At 51.2% G+C, this 16,610-nt stretch carries 16 protein-coding genes; all 16 read left to right on the top strand.

Annotation, left to right across the window (positions count from 1 at the left end):
• Positions 1-5 precede the first annotated feature (5 nt).
• The 16 genes from pseB (at position 6) to GPM19_RS05375 (ending at position 16,571) form a co-directional block, all read left to right on the top strand.
• On the top strand, positions 6-1,004 hold the full coding sequence (gene pseB / locus GPM19_RS05300; protein WP_160417839.1) for a UDP-N-acetylglucosamine 4,6-dehydratase (inverting): 999 nt from the start codon (positions 6-8) through the stop codon (positions 1,002-1,004).
• Positions 1,004-2,164, top strand: coding sequence for a UDP-4-amino-4,6-dideoxy-N-acetyl-beta-L-altrosamine transaminase (gene pseC, locus GPM19_RS05305; RefSeq protein WP_160417840.1), 1,161 nt, complete (start codon positions 1,004-1,006; stop codon positions 2,162-2,164). Before pseB ends, pseC begins: the two co-directional genes overlap by 1 nt.
• Positions 2,164-2,892 (top strand): pseudaminic acid cytidylyltransferase, encoded by a 729-nt coding sequence (gene pseF, locus GPM19_RS05310; RefSeq protein ID WP_160417841.1) that lies wholly within the window; start codon positions 2,164-2,166, stop codon positions 2,890-2,892. The genes pseC and pseF overlap by 1 nt, the downstream gene beginning before the upstream one ends.
• Positions 2,889-4,052, top strand: coding sequence for a UDP-2,4-diacetamido-2,4,6-trideoxy-beta-L-altropyranose hydrolase (gene pseG / locus GPM19_RS05315; RefSeq protein WP_160417842.1), 1,164 nt, complete (start codon positions 2,889-2,891; stop codon positions 4,050-4,052). The genes pseF and pseG overlap by 4 nt, the downstream gene beginning before the upstream one ends.
• Complete coding sequence (gene pseH, locus GPM19_RS05320) at positions 4,049-4,597, top strand: UDP-4-amino-4,6-dideoxy-N-acetyl-beta-L-altrosamine N-acetyltransferase (RefSeq protein ID WP_202114704.1); 549 nt, start codon at positions 4,049-4,051, stop codon at positions 4,595-4,597. Before pseG ends, pseH begins: the two co-directional genes overlap by 4 nt.
• 11 nt (positions 4,598-4,608) lie before the next feature.
• A complete protein-coding gene (gene pseI / locus GPM19_RS05325) occupies positions 4,609-5,652 on the top strand; it encodes a pseudaminic acid synthase (RefSeq protein WP_160417843.1) in 1,044 nt (347 codons plus the stop codon).
• A gap of 20 nt (positions 5,653-5,672) precedes the next feature.
• A complete protein-coding gene (locus GPM19_RS05330) occupies positions 5,673-6,878 on the top strand; it encodes a hypothetical protein (RefSeq protein ID WP_160417844.1) in 1,206 nt (401 codons plus the stop codon).
• Complete coding sequence (locus tag GPM19_RS15595; RefSeq protein WP_160417845.1) at positions 6,865-8,211, top strand: DUF6418 domain-containing protein; 1,347 nt, start codon at positions 6,865-6,867, stop codon at positions 8,209-8,211. Before GPM19_RS05330 ends, GPM19_RS15595 begins: the two co-directional genes overlap by 14 nt.
• Entirely contained in the window at positions 8,201-9,142 is a 942-nt protein-coding gene (locus tag GPM19_RS05340; RefSeq protein WP_160417846.1) for a glycosyltransferase family 2 protein, read from the top strand. The genes GPM19_RS15595 and GPM19_RS05340 overlap by 11 nt, the downstream gene beginning before the upstream one ends.
• A 182-nt stretch (positions 9,143-9,324) precedes the next feature.
• A complete protein-coding gene (locus tag GPM19_RS05345) occupies positions 9,325-10,278 on the top strand; it encodes a glycosyltransferase family 2 protein (RefSeq protein WP_227842171.1) in 954 nt (317 codons plus the stop codon).
• On the top strand, positions 10,278-11,357 hold the full coding sequence (gene rfbB, locus GPM19_RS05350) for a dTDP-glucose 4,6-dehydratase (protein ID WP_160417847.1): 1,080 nt from the start codon (positions 10,278-10,280) through the stop codon (positions 11,355-11,357). Before GPM19_RS05345 ends, rfbB begins: the two co-directional genes overlap by 1 nt.
• 36 nt (positions 11,358-11,393) lie before the next feature.
• Complete coding sequence (gene rfbA, locus GPM19_RS05355; RefSeq protein ID WP_160417848.1) at positions 11,394-12,272, top strand: glucose-1-phosphate thymidylyltransferase RfbA; 879 nt, start codon at positions 11,394-11,396, stop codon at positions 12,270-12,272.
• Positions 12,269-12,811, top strand: coding sequence for a dTDP-4-dehydrorhamnose 3,5-epimerase (gene rfbC / locus GPM19_RS05360; RefSeq protein WP_160417849.1), 543 nt, complete (start codon positions 12,269-12,271; stop codon positions 12,809-12,811). Before rfbA ends, rfbC begins: the two co-directional genes overlap by 4 nt.
• Positions 12,812-12,813: 2 nt before the next feature.
• Positions 12,814-13,704, top strand: coding sequence for a dTDP-4-dehydrorhamnose reductase (rfbD, locus tag GPM19_RS05365; RefSeq protein WP_160417850.1), 891 nt, complete (start codon positions 12,814-12,816; stop codon positions 13,702-13,704).
• A 76-nt stretch (positions 13,705-13,780) separates the two neighbouring features.
• Complete coding sequence (locus GPM19_RS05370) at positions 13,781-15,163, top strand: undecaprenyl-phosphate glucose phosphotransferase (RefSeq protein ID WP_160417851.1); 1,383 nt, start codon at positions 13,781-13,783, stop codon at positions 15,161-15,163.
• A 151-nt stretch (positions 15,164-15,314) separates the two neighbouring features.
• Positions 15,315-16,571 carry an O-antigen ligase family protein gene (locus tag GPM19_RS05375; RefSeq protein WP_227842173.1) on the top strand — a complete coding sequence of 419 codons (1,257 nt, stop codon included), beginning with the start codon at positions 15,315-15,317 and terminating at the stop codon, positions 16,569-16,571.
• Positions 16,572-16,610: the final 39 nt, after the last annotated feature.

The following is a 16,610-nucleotide window of genomic DNA, read 5'->3' on the forward strand; positions in this document are numbered from 1 at the left end:
ATAACATGTTTAATAATGCATCAATACTCATCACCGGTGGTACAGGCTCTTTCGGTCACACCTTTATTCCGATGTTGCTTGCACGCTATAACCCTAAAAAAGTGATTATCTTCTCGCGCGATGAGATGAAGCAGTGGGAGATGGCCAAACTTTTTCAGGGCGATGAGCGCGTGCGTTTCTTCATCGGCGATGTGCGCGACCGTGAGCGTCTCTATCGGGCGCTGGATGGCGTTGACTATGTGGTGCATGCCGCAGCGACCAAGATTGTGCCTACTGCCGAATATAATCCGTTTGAGTGCATCAAAACCAATGTGCTCGGCGCCATGAACCTAGTGGATGCTTGCATCGATAAGGGCGTGAAAAAGCTGGTGGCGCTTTCCACCGATAAGGCCAGCAGCCCGATCAACCTTTACGGTGCCACCAAGCTCACCTCCGACAAGCTATTCGTGGCGGGCAATCACTACGCTGGCCATAACCCCACGCGTTTTTCTGTGGTGCGTTACGGTAATGTGATGGGCTCGCGTGGTTCGGTGATTCCGTTCTTTATGTCGATCAAGGACAAGGGCGTATTGCCGATTACCGATGAGCGTATGACCCGCTTTATGATCTCGCTTGAAGAGGGCGTTGAGCTGGTATGGCACGCCTTTGAAGACATGGAAGGCGGTGAAATCTACGTCAAGAAAATCCCCTCCATGAAGGTAACTGACCTGGCGCATGTGATTGCACCTGAAGCTAAACAGGAAGTTGTCGGCATTCGCCCGGGGGAAAAGCTGCACGAACAGATGATCAGCATCGAGGATGCTTACTATACCTACGAGTACCCCGAGCACTACAAGATCTTGCCGCAGATCAATAACTGGGATAAAGACGCCAACCGCATTAAAGATGGCAAGAAGGTAGCGCAGGATTTTGTCTATTCCAGCGACAATAACAGCGAATGGATGAGCGAAGCAGAGCTCCAGGCCTGGATCGAGCAAAACCGCGAGAAAATTGGAGCGATCTAATGATTCCTTATGGACGCCAGGAGATCACCCAAGCGGATGTTGATGCCGTGGTCGCGGTGCTCCAGTCGGATTTTCTGACACAAGGCCCGCAGGTGCCGCGCTTTGAGCAGGGTGTAGCTAAGCACGTAGGCGCTAAGCATGCGTTAGCCGTTAACAGCGCCACCTCGGCGCTGCACATTGCTTGTTTAGCACTGGGCTTGGGGAAAGGTGACTGGCTCTGGACCAGCCCCATTACCTTCGTGGCGTCAGCCAATTGCGGCCTTTACTGCGGCGCGCAGGTGGATTTTGTGGATATTGATCCACGTACCTACAACCTCTGTCCCGAAGCGCTAGAAGCGAAGCTGCAAAAAGCGGAACAAGAAGCGCGTTTGCCCAAGGTACTGGTGGCCGTTCATCTCTGTGGCCAGCCCTGCGACATGCAGGCGATCCATGCGCTCGGCCAACGCTACGGCTTCAAGATCGTCGAGGACGCCTCCCACGCCATCGGCGGCCAGTACCAGAATGAGTACATCGGCAATAGCCGCTATAGTGACATTACCGTGTTCAGCTTTCACCCGGTGAAGATCATCACCACCGCCGAAGGCGGCATGGCGCTGACCAACGACGAGAGCCTGGCAAGCCGTATGGATCTTTTGCGCAGCCACGGGGTGACCCGCGATCCAGCACTGATGACTCACGAGGCTGACGGCCCCTGGTACTATCAGCAGATTGCACTCGGTTTCAATTACCGCATGACTGAACTGCAGGCGGCGCTGGGCGTCAGCCAGCTTGAGCGCCTGGACGGCTACGTGGCCCGGCGCAACGCCTTGGCTGAGCGTTACGATACCCAGTTGGCTGAACTGCCAATCATCACCCCTTGGCAGCATCCAGACAGCTACTCGGGGCGCCACCTTTACGTGATTCGGCTTAAACTTGATGAGATCAGCGTCAGTCATCGCCATGCCTTCGAGACGCTGCGCGACCAGGGTATCGGCGTTAACCTGCACTATATCCCGGTGCACACCCAGCCTTACTATCAGCAATTAGGCTTTCAACACGGAAATTTCCCTGAAGCTGAGCGCTACTACGCTGAGGCGATCAGTGTGCCGCTCTATCCTACGATGAGCGAGTCTGAGCAAGACCTGGTGATCGCCGCCTTGCGCAAGGCGTTGGGGCTGTGATGAGTGAGACGTCAGTCACTGGCTGCATCGCCGTGATTCCCGCCCGTGGCGGCAGCAAGCGCATTCCGCGCAAGAACATCAAAGACTTCTGCGGTAAGCCGATGATCGCCTGGTCGATAGAAGCGGCCATCGCGAGCCGCTGCTTTGATCGGATCATCGTTTCTACCGACGACGATGAGATGGCGGCCGTGGCTCGCGACTGGGGGGCTGAGACACCGTTCATCCGCCCAGCCGCGTTATCGGATGACTATACCGGCACCATTCCGGTAGTCGCCCATGCGATTGAATGGCTGGGCGAGCGTGATCAAGCCCCGCAAGCCGTGTGCTGTCTTTATGCAACCGCTCCCTTTGTTCAGCCCGATGATCTTCAGGCCGGATGGCAAGCACTGCAGAACGCAGGCGTTGCGTATGCCTTTTCGGTAACCAGCTACGCTTTTCCCATTCAGCGCGCCTTGCGTCTGACTGCCGAGGGGCGGGTGGCGATGTTCCAGCCCGAGCATTTCACCACCCGTTCCCAGGATCTGGAAGAGGCTTGGCACGATGCCGGCCAGTTCTACTGGGGGCGCGCCGAAGCCTGGTTACAGGATAAGCCTATCTTTACCGATGATGCCGTGCCGGTAAAATTGCCTCTTCACCGGGTGCAGGATATTGATACCCCTGAGGACTGGCAGCGCGCTGAATGGCTGTTCAAAGCCTGGCAGGCGGAACAGCAAAGGCCTCAGCTATGAACAAACCGGGTTACAACCATCAACCAAGCAGCGTGGTCGTATTCCGCACCGATGCGTCCTTGCAGGTTGGCTCCGGCCATGTGATGCGCTGCTTGACGCTGGCCACAGCGCTGAGAGAACAGGGTGCAGCGTGCCACTTCCTATGTCGCGAGCACTCCGGCCACCTGATCGACATGATCGAGGCACGCGACTTTACAGCGCACCGTCTGACTATGCCGAGACAAACCGACTGTGCTGCTCGGGAGAGTGACGGCCAACCCGCCCATGCGCACTGGCTAGGCACGAGCTGGCAGGCCGATGCCGAGGCCTGTCGACCAGTGTTGGCACACCTTGCACCGGACTGGCTGGTTGTGGACCACTATGCGCTGGATGCACGGTGGGAGGAAGCTGTGCTGCCCGAGTCAACGCGCCTAATGGTGATCGACGACTTGGCTGATCGGCCGCATCGCGCCGACCTACTTCTCGATCAGAACCTCGGCCGTGATGTCGCCGATTACGCCCACTGGGTGCCGGCAAACTGTCAGGTGCTGACAGGGCCGCACTTTGCCCTACTGCGTCCCGAGTTTGCTGCTCTACGTAAGGTGAGTTTGGCTCGCCGTCACCAGCACCCTCCCTTCAAGCGGCTGCTGATCAGTTTAGGCGGAGTGGATAAAGATAACGTGACCGGCCAGGTGCTTAGCGCCTTGCGCGACTGCGATTTGCCTCCCGCCTTAGACATTGAGGTAGTGATGGGGGCCACAGCGCCTTGGTTGGATGAGGTTCGTCACGCTGCCCTTACCATGCCTTGGCCCACTAATGTTGTGGTAAACATCAGCGACATGGCTCAGCGCATGGCGGATGCCGATCTTGCCATAGGGGCGGCGGGCAGTACCTCTTGGGAGCGTTGTTGCCTTGGCTTACCGACGCTAATGATCGTCCTGGCGGAAAACCAGCGGCAGGTAGCCTCTGCGCTGGATAATCTTGGCGCCGCCAAGCTGTTAGGGCCGGTCGACGTCATTGCCGAGACGCTGCCGAGCTTACTTAATAAGCTGGGATCATCAGCGCTGTTTGAGATGAGCAAGACCGCTGCCACGCTTGTGCTAGGAAGCGGCACTGAAGAAGTGCTGGCTGAAATGGAACAAGTCGATGAGGCATATCTGATAGGAGAGATACACTTGTGAGTAGTGACCTGGGCTTGCTGAGAGCCATTGAAGATGACGAACTGGAACTGATCCTGAGTTGGCGCAATGCACCAACGGTACGTCAGAATATGTATACCCGGCATGAGATTTCACTTGAGGAACACCTTGCCTGGTGGCATAGGGTACGCGGTCGCCAAGATCAACACTATTTTCTCTATGAACATGACGGCCAACCACTGGGTGTCGTGTCATTCACCCAGGTTCACGCAAAAGACGCCAATGCCAGCTGGGCGTTTTATGCATCGCCAGAGGCGCCGCGTGGCACAGGATCGCGCATGGAGTTTCTTGCCCTCGAGCATGCTTTTGGGGGACTGATGCTTCACAAGCTTTATTGTGAAGTTCTTGCCTTTAATGAACCGGTGATCAATCTTCACAAGAAGTTTGGCTTCAGTGTTGAAGGCATCCTAAGGGAGCAGCATCGCGTCGATGATACCTATGTGGATGTGATACGCCTGGGTATTCTTCATCCCGAATGGGAAGCAATGCGTGACACCCTTTATCGCAAGCTGAGCTCTAAACAGTGAAGGAACAGACAATGCCGAGTATCCAAATCGCCGGGCGAGACATTGGCCTGTCTCATTCCCCTTATATTATCGCTGAACTTTCGGCTAACCATAACGGCAAGTTAGAAAACGCGCTGCGCATTATAGAAGAAGCTAAAAAAGCCGGGGCTGATGCGGTAAAGCTGCAAACCTACCGCCCCGATACCATTACGCTGGATTGTGACAGCGAAGATTTCAAGATCAAGGGCGGTCTGTGGGACGGACGTACCCTCTACGAACTCTACGAAGAAGCCCATATGCCCTGGGAGTGGCACCAGCCGCTATTTGAGCATGCTCGCAAGTTAGGCATTACCCTCTTCAGTTCGCCCTTCGATACCACGGCGGTGGATCTGCTTGAAGACCTTGGCGCCCCCGCCTACAAGATCGCCTCCTTTGAAGCTATAGACTTGCCATTGATTGAATACGTGGCGCGCACCGGCAAGCCGATGATCATCTCCACCGGTATGGCCGATGTGGAGGAAATACAAGAAGCGATTGATGCCGCGAAAGGCGCCGGGTGCAAGGAACTTGCGATTCTTCACTGTGTCAGCGGCTATCCTGCGCCAGCCGGAGATTACAATCTGCGTACCATTCCCGACATGATCGAGCGCTTCGGGCTGGTGACGGGGCTTTCTGACCATACCATCGACAACACCACGGCCATTACCAGCGTGGCACTCGGAGCGAGCTTGGTCGAAAAGCACTTCACCTTGGACCGCAACGGTGGCGGACCGGATGACAGCTTTTCGCTGGAACCCAGAGAACTCGCCGCTCTGTGCCGTGACGCCAAGACTGCCTGGCAGGCACTGGGCCAGGTGGATTACGGCAGAAAGTCCAGCGAGCAGGGCAACGCCCAGTTCCGCCGTTCTCTCTATTTTGTTAAGGATTTGAAGGCTGGTGAGATCATTACCGAAGATGCGGTGAGGAGCGTGAGGCCGGGATACGGTGTAGCGCCTAAGTACTTAGCACAAGTGATAGGAACCCCCGTAGCTTCTGATATCACCAAGAATACACCGGTCTCACTTGATCACCTCTAGGACGCATTCGTGTATATCTCATGTTGAAAAAATCCCCGTTAATATCTTTAGCTGATATCAAGGCTCTTAGTGAGTATGTGATTAATCGAGAAAGAACAGAAAGAGGGTTTAAACAGTCAATCATTTCAATGTACGAATATAATGCAAAATGGTCTAATCTTTTCTTTCGATCTGCCATTCATGTTGTGAGTTTTTTTCTTCGACCATCGTCTAAAAGAAAGAAATATATGTTTTGGGGAACCAAGTTTGAAGAACTTATTCTTTCGCTTCCGGCTGAAGAAGTATGCATAGTAGGTGGTCCCAAACAACTGATTTTTTGTCTAAAAAATCGTCGTGCCTTTCTCCCCGAAATGAGCTTTTGGCATTTTCTTGTTGATGAGTTGAAAGGTGGGTCCCATCCTGCGAATATGCAAAGGCTTTCTTCTAGTATTTCAGCTCTTTCTCAACGGCTGCGCCGAATTGCTGACGAAAATGCATTATTAATAATAGATAATGATTCTCTTCCTGCGCAACGAGCAGTTATTCAAGCTTTTCGCATGTCGGGTGTTGGGAAAAGCATTTGTATTCAAGATGGTGTTTTTCAGAAAAAATCTCCAAGTCATATTTATCATGGTTGGTTTGCGGATAGATTCTTTGTGATTGATAACAACCAGAAAGTCTTACTTGTAGAAAAAGGCATGTCCGCTGAAAAAATCAAGGTAATGGGGTTTCATTCCACTCCCTATCAGCCCAAAAGAGTATTGTCTCCTCCCAAGCATCGAAGAATCTGTCTGATTGGCCAACCTTGGTGGAAATATGGCGAGGAAAGGGGTGAGCGCTACCTATCAATTCTCCAAGAAATCACTAATATTCTTCAAAAATCCGGCTATGCCGTTTCTTTCAAACCGCATCCATGGGAGCGTGGTAGTAACTACCTTAAAAACATCCCAGATGTGATAGATATTTCCATGGCACAAGCCTTGGAGCAATATGATGTTTTTATTTCCCTGACGTCTACGGCCTTGCTTGAGGCTGTAGCGTCGGGGCGCGTTGCTGTACAGGTGGTAGATTCAGCATTTGATGCTGATAGGTTTTGTGATTTTAGTGAAGTTGCCTCGATTTCATCTGGAAGTTATGAGTTATCAGATGAGTTAATTAATTGTGTTAAGAGAGAGCCTTTGCCCAAGAGGAAGGAAGTTAAACCTCTTGTTAAAAGGTTCCAAGAGGCTCTCAGTGGAAAAAATTAATTACCATATTTCATCCAAAATGCTAGGTGTGATTTTTATTCTAGCGATTTCGCTTATATTGTATTATATAGGCGTGTCTTTGGAACATTCTCAATACAATTTCGTTGGGCTTCTTTTCTTGGTTGCGATAGTTTGTTTTTTCGGGTATCAACCGTCCTTGGGGTGGGTTTTTTTTGTTTACATATTTGGGCTTTTGTTTTCTGTTTTTTCAAGTTTTTTCGTAGAGTATTATTCTATTTATCTTATTGAGGTAAAAGCATATGCTGAGCCCACCGGGGCGGGGTTTAGAAACGCTTTCTTAGTTGTTATATTCTTTTGCAGTATTCTTCTATCCTTTAATTTTTCAAAAAAAATTTTTTCAATAAGATTTAAAAGGATAAAGAATCTAGATTTTTTAATATTAAAGTTTTTTGTTTTTATGGGTTATGTGCTCGTAACCTATATGGCTTTTGTTGTTATTGTATATGGAAGTCCATTGACGATGGGGGTTGATCGCTTTACTTATTGGGCGAGTATTGCTCCGAGTAAATATCGTTATATAACCTCATTAATGCCGATTTTTGCTTTTGCAATATCGTATTCGCGTGAAATTCGAGTGTTGCCGAATTGGTGTTCTGTTTTTTGGTTGGTTTTGGCTGCGTTTTTATTAGTTCTTGGTGGCGAGAAGTTTTCTGGACTATTCTTGTTGATTTATTTTTATTTTTTGCCATATTTTTGCGTGGTCCAACGGCGGTTTTCCAAGCGAGCAGTTCTAGCTGGGTCTTTCTTATTACTTGTCTCCGTTTTGCTTGTGCTTTATAACTATTATTTAATATATGGTGCTAGGTTTTTAGAGATGTTTGGGGCGAGGCTTTCCCTTCAAGGGCAGATGTTGTTCTCCCTTGATAAAATAGCCGAGATCGAATTTCAAGGATTAGACGCCTTGTATTCGCATTTCTTCGGCTGGGGCGTTGTAGGGGCAGAAGAAAAAGGAATAAGGTACTTAATGTATTTGGTCGCTCCGCATGATGTGGTGAGCAATTTTATAGAAGGAGGCGCTACCTTTACTGCCCCTTTTCCGGCAAATATAAGCCATTTTTTTGGCCTATATATATCTCCAATTATCGTAATGTTATTAGGAGCAGTGTCTGGAGTTATGGGGTGGGTTCTTCATCAATCATTGAGAGATCGATCATTTTTGTCAAGCGTTATAGCTGTAAAAGCTTTCTTCTTTGTTTATGTTGCAATAACTATGGGCGAGTCTTATATGTTATTTGAATGGAAGATGGCTGTTTATTCGCTGCTTATTTTGTTTTTAATTTTCCTATCAGGGTTCCGGCTCAATGAAAAGTGAAATGTTGGTTCTTTTAGCAGCTTATAACGGTCAGAAGTATATACGGGAACAACTCCTTTCAATTTTTGAGTCGGAAGGTTGCCTTTCGGTATCGGTGCTTATAGGTCTTGATCCAAGCTCTGATAGTACGGAGCTTGTTGTTGAGGAATTTGAAGGTGAAAGTTGCCTTGTGATTAAAAACAAAGAACCATCCGGAGGCGCAAAAAATAACTTCTCCCTATTAGTGGAACATGCTCTTGACTCAGATAATAAGTACTTTGCTTTTTCTGATCAAGATGATGTATGGGATGCCGATAAGCTGTCGCTGAATCTTGATAATATGCGTGAGATGGAGTTATTGTACGGTGCTAATGCGCCGGTTCTTGTTTTTTCTGACTCTAGGGTAGTCTCTGAATCCATGGAGATGATTGAGACTTCCTTTATGAAGGCCGAGTCTCTAAATCCTGATTTTTGCGATGATTTTAAAAGATTGGTCATCCATAATGTTGGGCAAGGTTGTACATTTTTATTTAATAGAGCTCTGCTGGAGCTTGCAGCTCCAGTTCCTGACGGTGCTAGGATGCATGATCATTGGTTCATGCTCGTTGCATGTGCCTTAGGGAAAATTTCTTATATTCCTAAGCCCTTGCTTTCATATCGGCAGCATTCCACTAATGTGGTGGGTGCCCATGGTCATGGAGTGCTCAGCTCTATAGAGAAGTTTTTGTTTAAAAAACAAAGCATAGTTGATTCGATAATAAAAAATCAAAAGCAAGCGGAAGTGTTTCTGAATCGGTATGGTGACCTTTTGGATAAGAATCAAGCTACATTCTTGAGAAAATACTCATCTCTTTCTAGAGAGAGCTTGTTATATCGCAAAATATTTTGTATTAAACATCGTTTGGCCATGAGTGATTCCTATAGGACTGCTGGTTTTTATCTCTTTCGATGAAAAGGTTGTTTATGAAAAGTGCTGTTATTTTTGACGGTGCAGTTTTTTACACAATATTTTCTTATCGAGGAGGAGTTTATAAGGTCTATTTTTTGACTTGGAGTCGATTGGGAGGAAATAATATTTTTAGAAATAGTTTGTCGTTGAAAAACCAAGTGTCATAATTGTTAAAGTGAGGGATGATGTCGCATACTATTGAAAATGGCTCCATGCGTATTGCCTGTATCATACCGACATATAATGGTTGTGATGATCTTAGTCGGCTGCTTGACTCACTAGAATATCAGAGTTCTGAATTCGATCTATTTGTGGTGGATTCCAGCTCACAAGATGGCACACAAGAACTGGCTCGCGCTCGCGTGCCAAACCTGGTCGTGATTCCCGGCAGTGAGTTCAATCATGGTGGCACGCGGCAGATGATGATCGACCGCTATCCTGGTTACGACGTCTATGTGTTCATAACTCAGGATGCTTACCTGGAAGATATTGATGCCATCCAGCGATTGGTGGCGCCGTTTATGGATGAGCAAGTCGGGGCGGTATGCGGACGGCAGGTGCCACATCTTGATGCTGGGCCCTTGGCACAGCATGCGCGCTTATTCAATTATCCTGATGTATCACGTGTCAAGTCTTTGGAGGATGCTCGTGAGCTGGGTATCAAGACGCCCTTTATGTCTAACTCCTTTTCCGCTTACCGTGGTAAGGCTATCAAGAAAGTGGGTGGATTTCCCGTGCATGTGATTCTATCCGAAGACATGTATGTCGCGGCAAAAATGCTGCTAGCCGGATGGAAAGTTGCGTATGCCTGCGATGCTCAGTGTAGGCATTCCCACGATTATTCCTTAATAGAAGAGTTTCGTCGTTACTTCGACCAAGGCGTATTTCATGCTCGCGAGCCTTGGATTCGGCAGCGTTTTGGCGGTGCCGGAGGGGAAGGGCTGCGCTATGTTAAATCCGAACTCAAATTCCTTGGTTTTTCACGTTTGTATCTTTGGCCTTCGGCATTCATGCGTAATGCCTTGAAGCTTGTGGCATACAAGCTGGGCCAACAGGAGCAGAAGCTTTCAATCAGCTCAAAGAAAAAGTTGGGTATGTACAAGCGCTATTGGGATAGCCCCTATACGGAGAAGCATTGATGCACATTCTAGTCACCGGCGGCGCCGGCTTTATCGGTTCTGCAGTGATTCGCCACTTAATGGACAATACCTCTTGCGAAGTAGCCAATGTCGATAAACTCACCTACGCCGGCAATCTGGAGTCCTTGGCCTCAGTCAGTGATTCACCTCGTTATCATTTTTATCAGGTAGATATCTGCGATGCAGCGGCGCTTAATCAGGTGTTTGACGCATTCAAGCCCACCCATGTGATGCACCTAGCGGCAGAAAGCCATGTGGATCGCTCGATTGATGGTCCGGCGGACTTTATCGAAACCAACATCGTCGGTACTTATACCTTGCTGGAAGCAGCACGCCGTTACTGGACCGCATTGGATGGCGCCGGACGTTCAGCCTTTCGCTTTCATCACATTTCCACCGATGAAGTGTATGGCGATCTGGAAGGAACGGATGATCTGTTTACCGAAATCACGTCCTATGCGCCCAGCTCACCCTATTCAGCCTCCAAGGCTAGCTCCGACCATCTGGTTCGTGCCTGGCAGCGTACCTATGGCCTGCCCACGCTGATCACCAACTGCTCCAACAACTACGGGCCTTACCATTTTCCCGAAAAACTGATTCCGCACATGATTCTCAATGCCTTGGGGGGTAAGCCTTTGCCGGTGTATGGCGATGGTTCACAGATACGGGATTGGCTGTATGTGGAAGACCACGCCCGTGCGCTGGTCAAGATTGCCAAAGAAGGACAGGTGGGTGAGACCTACAACATTGGCGGGCACAACGAGAAAAAGAACATTGAAGTAGTGCGAACCCTCTGCGCCTTGCTGGAAGAACTGGTACCGGCTGAAAAACCAGCGGGTGTCGCACGCTATGAAGACCTGATTACCTTTGTGAAAGACCGCCCCGGTCATGATGTGCGTTATGCCATTGATGCCGGTAAGATCCAGCGCGAACTGGGCTGGGTGCCGCAGGAATCTTTTGAAACAGGCATTCGCAAAACCGTGCAATGGTATCTGGACAATCCTGAATGGTGGCAGCGAGTATTGAGTGGGGATTACCGTTTGGGGCGCCTGGGCGAAAGTAGCGTACCTGTGCAGTAACGACCAGAATCCATGAGATTTCAGTGAAGGTGTTTTATGAAAGGGATTATTTTGGCCGGTGGCTCCGGCACGCGTCTGCATCCGATTACCAAAGGCGTTTCCAAGCAGCTGTTGCCCATCTACGACAAGCCGATGGTCTACTATCCGCTTTCCGTGTTGATGCTGACAGGGATTCGTGAGGTGCTGATCATTTCCACCCCCGAGGATTTGCCTAACTTCCGCAAATTGCTGGGTAATGGTTCCGACTTCGGCATTGAACTAAGCTACGCGGAACAGCCTTCTCCAGACGGCCTGGCGCAGGCGTTCATCATTGGTGAGGAGTTCATCGGGAACGATTCCGTTTGCCTAGTACTCGGCGACAATATCTTCCACGGCCAACATTTTTCTGATCAGCTGAAGCGAGCCGCGGCCATGGAAAGTGGCGCGACGGTCTTCGGCTATTGGGTGACTGACCCAGAACGCTTCGGTGTGGTGGAGTTCGACGACCAAGGCACTGCGGTTTCCATCGAAGAGAAGCCGAAACAGCCGAAATCACCCTATGCGGTGACCGGATTGTACTTTTACGACAACGACGTGATCGAAATTGCCAAGGCGGTGACCCCTTCCGAACGCGGTGAGTTGGAGATCACCAGCGTGAACAATGCTTATCTGGAACGCGGTGACCTGCACGTGGAGCGCCTAGGCCGTGGCTTTGCCTGGCTGGATACCGGCACCCACGATAGCCTGCTGGAAGCCTCCCAGTATGTGCAGACCATCGAACATCGTCAGGGTCTGAAAGTCGCCTGTCTTGAAGAGATTGCCTGGCGCCAAGGGTGGCTAACAGCTCAGCAGCTCTCGCAGCAGGCCGGTGCCTTGAGCAAGACTGGCTACGGCCAGTACCTCCAGCGGCTGTTAGCTACGGAGGGGGCACAGTGAAGGTCATTGAAACTGCACTGCCTGGCGTGCTGATCATCGAGCCCAAGGTGTTCGGTGATCATCGCGGATTCTTTCTTGAAAGCTTTCAGGTCGAGCGCTACCGCGAGGCAGGTGTCGACCTGCCGTTCGTGCAGGACAACCACTCCCGTTCTGAGCGTGGTGTACTGCGTGGCCTGCACCTGCAGCATAGCCGTCCACAGGGTAAGCTGGTAAGCGTCAGTCGTGGCGTTGTGTATGACGTTGCCGTCGATATTGATCCTGCATCGCCCACCTGCGGCCAGTATGTGGGCGTGGAGCTCAGCGATGACAATCATTGCCAACTCTGGATTCCGCCGGGCTATGCGCATGGTTTCTGTGTGATGAGTGACGTGGCGGACTTTCAGTATAAGTGCACGGATTTCTATTATCCTGACGACGAGACAGGCCTGGTGTGGAATGACCCTGATGTTTCCATTCCCTGGCCAATAGCGACTCCCAGGCTGTCCGAAAAGGATCAGAAACTACCGACGTTGCGCCAACTGCTTAACGGGGAAGAATAACGATGCATGTGCTGGTAACAGGAGCGACAGGGCAGGTTGGTTATGAACTCCTGCGCCTGGCGCCCGAAGATTTTACGGTAGCAGGGTTTGGGTCAGCCCAGCTTGATATTACCGACGCGGCGGCAGTCGAAGAGTCAGTTGCGCGTGAGACGCCTGCGCTGATTATCAATGCAGCGGCATACACGGCCGTCGATAAGGCCGAGGCAGAGCCGGAGCTGGCATATGCCGCCAACCGAGATGGAGTGGCGAATCTCGCGGCGGTGGCAGCACGGCGTGGAATTCCTCTACTGCATATCTCTACTGACTATGTGTTTGCCGGTGATGCCAAGACCCCCTACCGTGAGGATGAGACGCCGGCGCCCACCGGAGTGTACGGAGCCAGCAAGTTGGCGGGAGAGCAAGTTCTGGCGGAGACCTGTGCGAGCCATCTCATCATGCGAACCAGCTGGGTGTTTGGTGCCCATGGCAACAATTTCGTTAAGACGATGCTGCGTCTGGGTCAAGAGCGCGAGAAATTGTCTGTTGTGGCCGATCAGCATGGTTGTCCAACCTCAGCTGCCAGTATTGCCCGGGCCTTGTGGGCGCTAGTAGAGCAGTACCGTGATCAGGGCACCCTGCAATGGGGACTCTACCACTATGCCGGTTTGCCTCCGTGCACGTGGCATGACTTTGCCAAGAACATCTTTGATATTGCCCATGAGTTGGGTCTTATAAGTCAGAAGCCGATGCTCGTCGCGATAGGGACAGAAGACTTTCCGACGCCAGCGAAGCGGCCAGCCTGGTCGGTTCTGGATTCATGTCGCCTGAAGCGTGTGCATGGTATCGGGCCATCGGATTGGCCAATGGATCTACGTGACGTACTAACAGAGTTACGCTCTCTGCGCGATAGCTGATCGACTCATCTTGGCAAAGATCAATCGCCCTACATAAATAGTGGTATCTCAATCAGAGCCAACAACGGATTTGACCATGTCAGGAAAGACCAAGGGACTGACTGAGCAGTATCCGGCTCAGTTGGTAGTGCCGATAGTCGATTTGCTCGCTTTTATATCAGGAAGCTTGCTTTCACACTGGTGGCGGTTCGGTAACTTTCAATTACATGAGCGCTACGTTCTTGCGGTCGTGATTATTTCATTGCTCATCCTGCTGCTAAATGGCTTGTTGGGTGCTTATGCCCGGTGGCGGGTTACCCGTATCTCGACCTTGCTCGCTAGGCTGCTTTTCGTTTGGCTGGTTGTCGGTATTTTGGCTACCTCTATCATCTACTTTGCCCACGCTGCCGAACGGTACTCCAGGCTCTGGGTAGGAATGTCACTTCTCTTGTCCTTCATTATGGCGGGTGGGGTCAGGGTGTTAGTGCAGCTTGCGCTTCGACAGGCGCGCTTGAAGGGAAGAGCAAGACGTTCGGTGTTCCTGGTTGGTCCTGCTCATCATCTGATCAATGTTGCCAAAGGGATGCGAGCTTCTCCAGGTGAGGGCTATTCCATCGCTGGGGTCGAACGGTTACCTCGTATGCCCAATGATGCCTGTCTGGAACGCTTATCCCGGCGGGTAGCTTCTTCGGAAGCCCGCGAAGTATGGATCTGTGTGCCCCTGGAGATGGGCAGTACTGTACGCTCAATTTTCTTTGCGCTGCGCAACCAGACAGCAGAAGTCCGATTTATCCCTGAATTCCGGGATATGCATTTGCTTAATCATCGGATGAGCGAAGTAGCGGGGCATTATGCTATCGATCTGAGCGTGACCCCTATGAATGGTATGGCGCTGGTGATAAAGCGCCTGGAAGACATCCTTGTTGGGGGCCTTATAAGCCTTCTGATTTTGCCAGTGTGTCTTGGGATTGCCGTTGCGATCAAAATCACTTCACCGGGACCGGTGCTGTTCAAGCAGTATCGGACAGGTGCCAATAGTAGACAGTTCAAGGTCTATAAATTCCGCTCAATGGAAGTGCATGAGGAAGAGAGCGGCGTAGTCACTCAAGCCAGCCAAGGTGATCCCCGTGTCACAAAATTGGGTGCTTTCCTGCGGCGTACCTCACTCGATGAACTGCCACAATTTTACAACGTGCTACAGGGGCGTATGTCGATTGTCGGCCCACGCCCCCATGCCTTGGCGCACAATGAACACTACAAGGAACTAGTCGAGTCGTACATGCGCAGGCATAAGGTCAAACCGGGCATCACTGGATGGGCTCAGGTCAATGGATTCCGCGGTGAAACTGATACCTTAGAGAAGATGGAGCGTCGGGTTGAATATGACCTTTGGTACATCGATAACTGGTCGCTATGGTTGGACTTGCGCATCATTTTCTTGACTATCTTCAAGGGTTTTATTAATCCGAATGCCTATTGAGAAGCTAAAAATAACTCAGTTTAACGGATAGGCTATGCCTTTCTGGCTGTAGCCTGAGCCGCACTACAATCCAACTCTATATGCTAATATGGTCGGCCTTTGTGCTGGCCATTTTTATTTTTGCCTCTTGGTTTCTCTCGACGGATTCGCTATGACTACCATGCCTTATTACCTTCCCGCTGCGGTGAGGCTTTCAATGCGTTTGTATACCAGCCTGGCTGTATTCCTACTTAGTGCCATCGCCTTGATCGTGCCCAGTGGCTACTCGCTGGGTGCAGTCATGTTGCTGCTGGGCAGTGTTGTGCTGTTGGTCAAGCGGCCGGCACTGGGTTTAAGTCGCCAGGACTGGCTGGTGATGGCTGCCTTGGCTGCCTATGCCGCCATCGGCATGCTGGAAGCCTGGTGGGATGGCCAAGGCACGAGCGGGATCGACAAACCTGTTCGCTTCCTGTTGGCGGTGCCGGCCATGTTGCTGGTAATGGCTTACCCGCCACGCTTGAGCTGGATGTGGAGCGGCTTAGCCGTGGGGGCCATCGGAGCAGGCAGCTGGGCCGGTTGGCAGAAACTTGCCGAGGAGGCAATGCGTGCGACGGGTCATACTTATGTCATCCAATTTGGCAATCTGAGCATGTTGCTGGGTATTCTTTGTCTGGCAGGGTTGGGCTGGGCGGTAGTGCAGCCTCACCGAAGAGCCTGGGTGGCTTTGCTGCTGGTCGGGGCGGTGGCAGGTATGCTCGGCTCGATGTTCTCGGGTAGCCGAGGGGGATGGATTGGTTTGCCGTTCGTCCTGTTGGTGCTCTATAAGGGCTTTGGGCGCCAGTTGCCGGGCACAGTGAAGGTAGGGGCGTTACTGGTGGTTGTGATAGGGGGCTTGCTTGTGTATCTCCTGCCGCAAACCGGCGTCCAGCTCCGGGTACAAGAAGCTTTCAATGACGTTGAACTTTATGTGTCGGGTGAAAACCCGGCAACGTCAGTCGGTGCCCGCTTCGAGATGTGGAAGGGGGCTTATCATTTGATACAGGAAAAGCCACTCACCGGCTGGGGCGACAACGGTTATCAGCAAGGTATGCAGGCCTTGGCGAATGAGGGGGTCGTCGACCAGGTAGTGACGCACTATGGCCACGCACACAACGAATTCATTGATGCCTTTGCCAAGCGCGGGGTGATCGGCCTTGCCGTGCTGCTGGCTCTCTACCTTGTTCCCATGCGGCTCTTTGCGCGGCACATGACGGCTGAGAACCTTGAGTTGCGCTCGCTTGCGGTGGCGGGGGTGCTGCTCTCGGTGGCGTACATCGATTTCGGACTTTCGCAGGCGTTTTTGGCCCATAACAGCGGGGTGATGATGTTCGCCTTTTTGCTTGCCGTGCTGTGGGGTTCCTTCAGTTCCCGCTTAAAGACGGCTGAATGAGAGCAGAGACAGTTGCCGTGCTTGATCGTTGCCCGTGCA

The organism is Vreelandella zhuhanensis (genome assembly GCF_009793355.1).
GTDB classification, from domain to species: domain Bacteria; phylum Pseudomonadota; class Gammaproteobacteria; order Pseudomonadales; family Halomonadaceae; genus Vreelandella; species Vreelandella zhuhanensis.

What these genes read in the sequence shown, in the direction of transcription:
- pseG (WP_160417842.1), top strand. Translation starts at nt 2,889, where the DNA reads ATGAACAAACCGGGTTACAACCATCAACCAAGCAGCGTGGTCGTATTC.
- GPM19_RS05370 (WP_160417851.1), top strand. Translation starts at nt 13,781, where the DNA reads ATGTCAGGAAAGACCAAGGGACTGACTGAGCAGTATCCGGCTCAGTTG.
- rfbA (WP_160417848.1), top strand. Translation starts at nt 11,394, where the DNA reads ATGAAAGGGATTATTTTGGCCGGTGGCTCCGGCACGCGTCTGCATCCG.
- pseB (WP_160417839.1), top strand. Translation starts at nt 6, where the DNA reads ATGTTTAATAATGCATCAATACTCATCACCGGTGGTACAGGCTCTTTC.
- GPM19_RS05340 (WP_160417846.1), top strand. Translation starts at nt 8,201, where the DNA reads ATGAAAAGTGAAATGTTGGTTCTTTTAGCAGCTTATAACGGTCAGAAG.
- pseI (WP_160417843.1), top strand. Translation starts at nt 4,609, where the DNA reads ATGCCGAGTATCCAAATCGCCGGGCGAGACATTGGCCTGTCTCATTCC.
- pseC (WP_160417840.1), top strand. Translation starts at nt 1,004, where the DNA reads ATGATTCCTTATGGACGCCAGGAGATCACCCAAGCGGATGTTGATGCC.
- rfbD (WP_160417850.1), top strand. Translation starts at nt 12,814, where the DNA reads ATGCATGTGCTGGTAACAGGAGCGACAGGGCAGGTTGGTTATGAACTC.
- GPM19_RS05345 (WP_227842171.1), top strand. Translation starts at nt 9,325, where the DNA reads ATGTCGCATACTATTGAAAATGGCTCCATGCGTATTGCCTGTATCATA.
- GPM19_RS05375 (WP_227842173.1), top strand. Translation starts at nt 15,315, where the DNA reads ATGACTACCATGCCTTATTACCTTCCCGCTGCGGTGAGGCTTTCAATG.
- pseF (WP_160417841.1), top strand. Translation starts at nt 2,164, where the DNA reads ATGAGTGAGACGTCAGTCACTGGCTGCATCGCCGTGATTCCCGCCCGT.
- GPM19_RS05330 (WP_160417844.1), top strand. Translation starts at nt 5,673, where the DNA reads ATGTTGAAAAAATCCCCGTTAATATCTTTAGCTGATATCAAGGCTCTT.
- rfbB (WP_160417847.1), top strand. Translation starts at nt 10,278, where the DNA reads ATGCACATTCTAGTCACCGGCGGCGCCGGCTTTATCGGTTCTGCAGTG.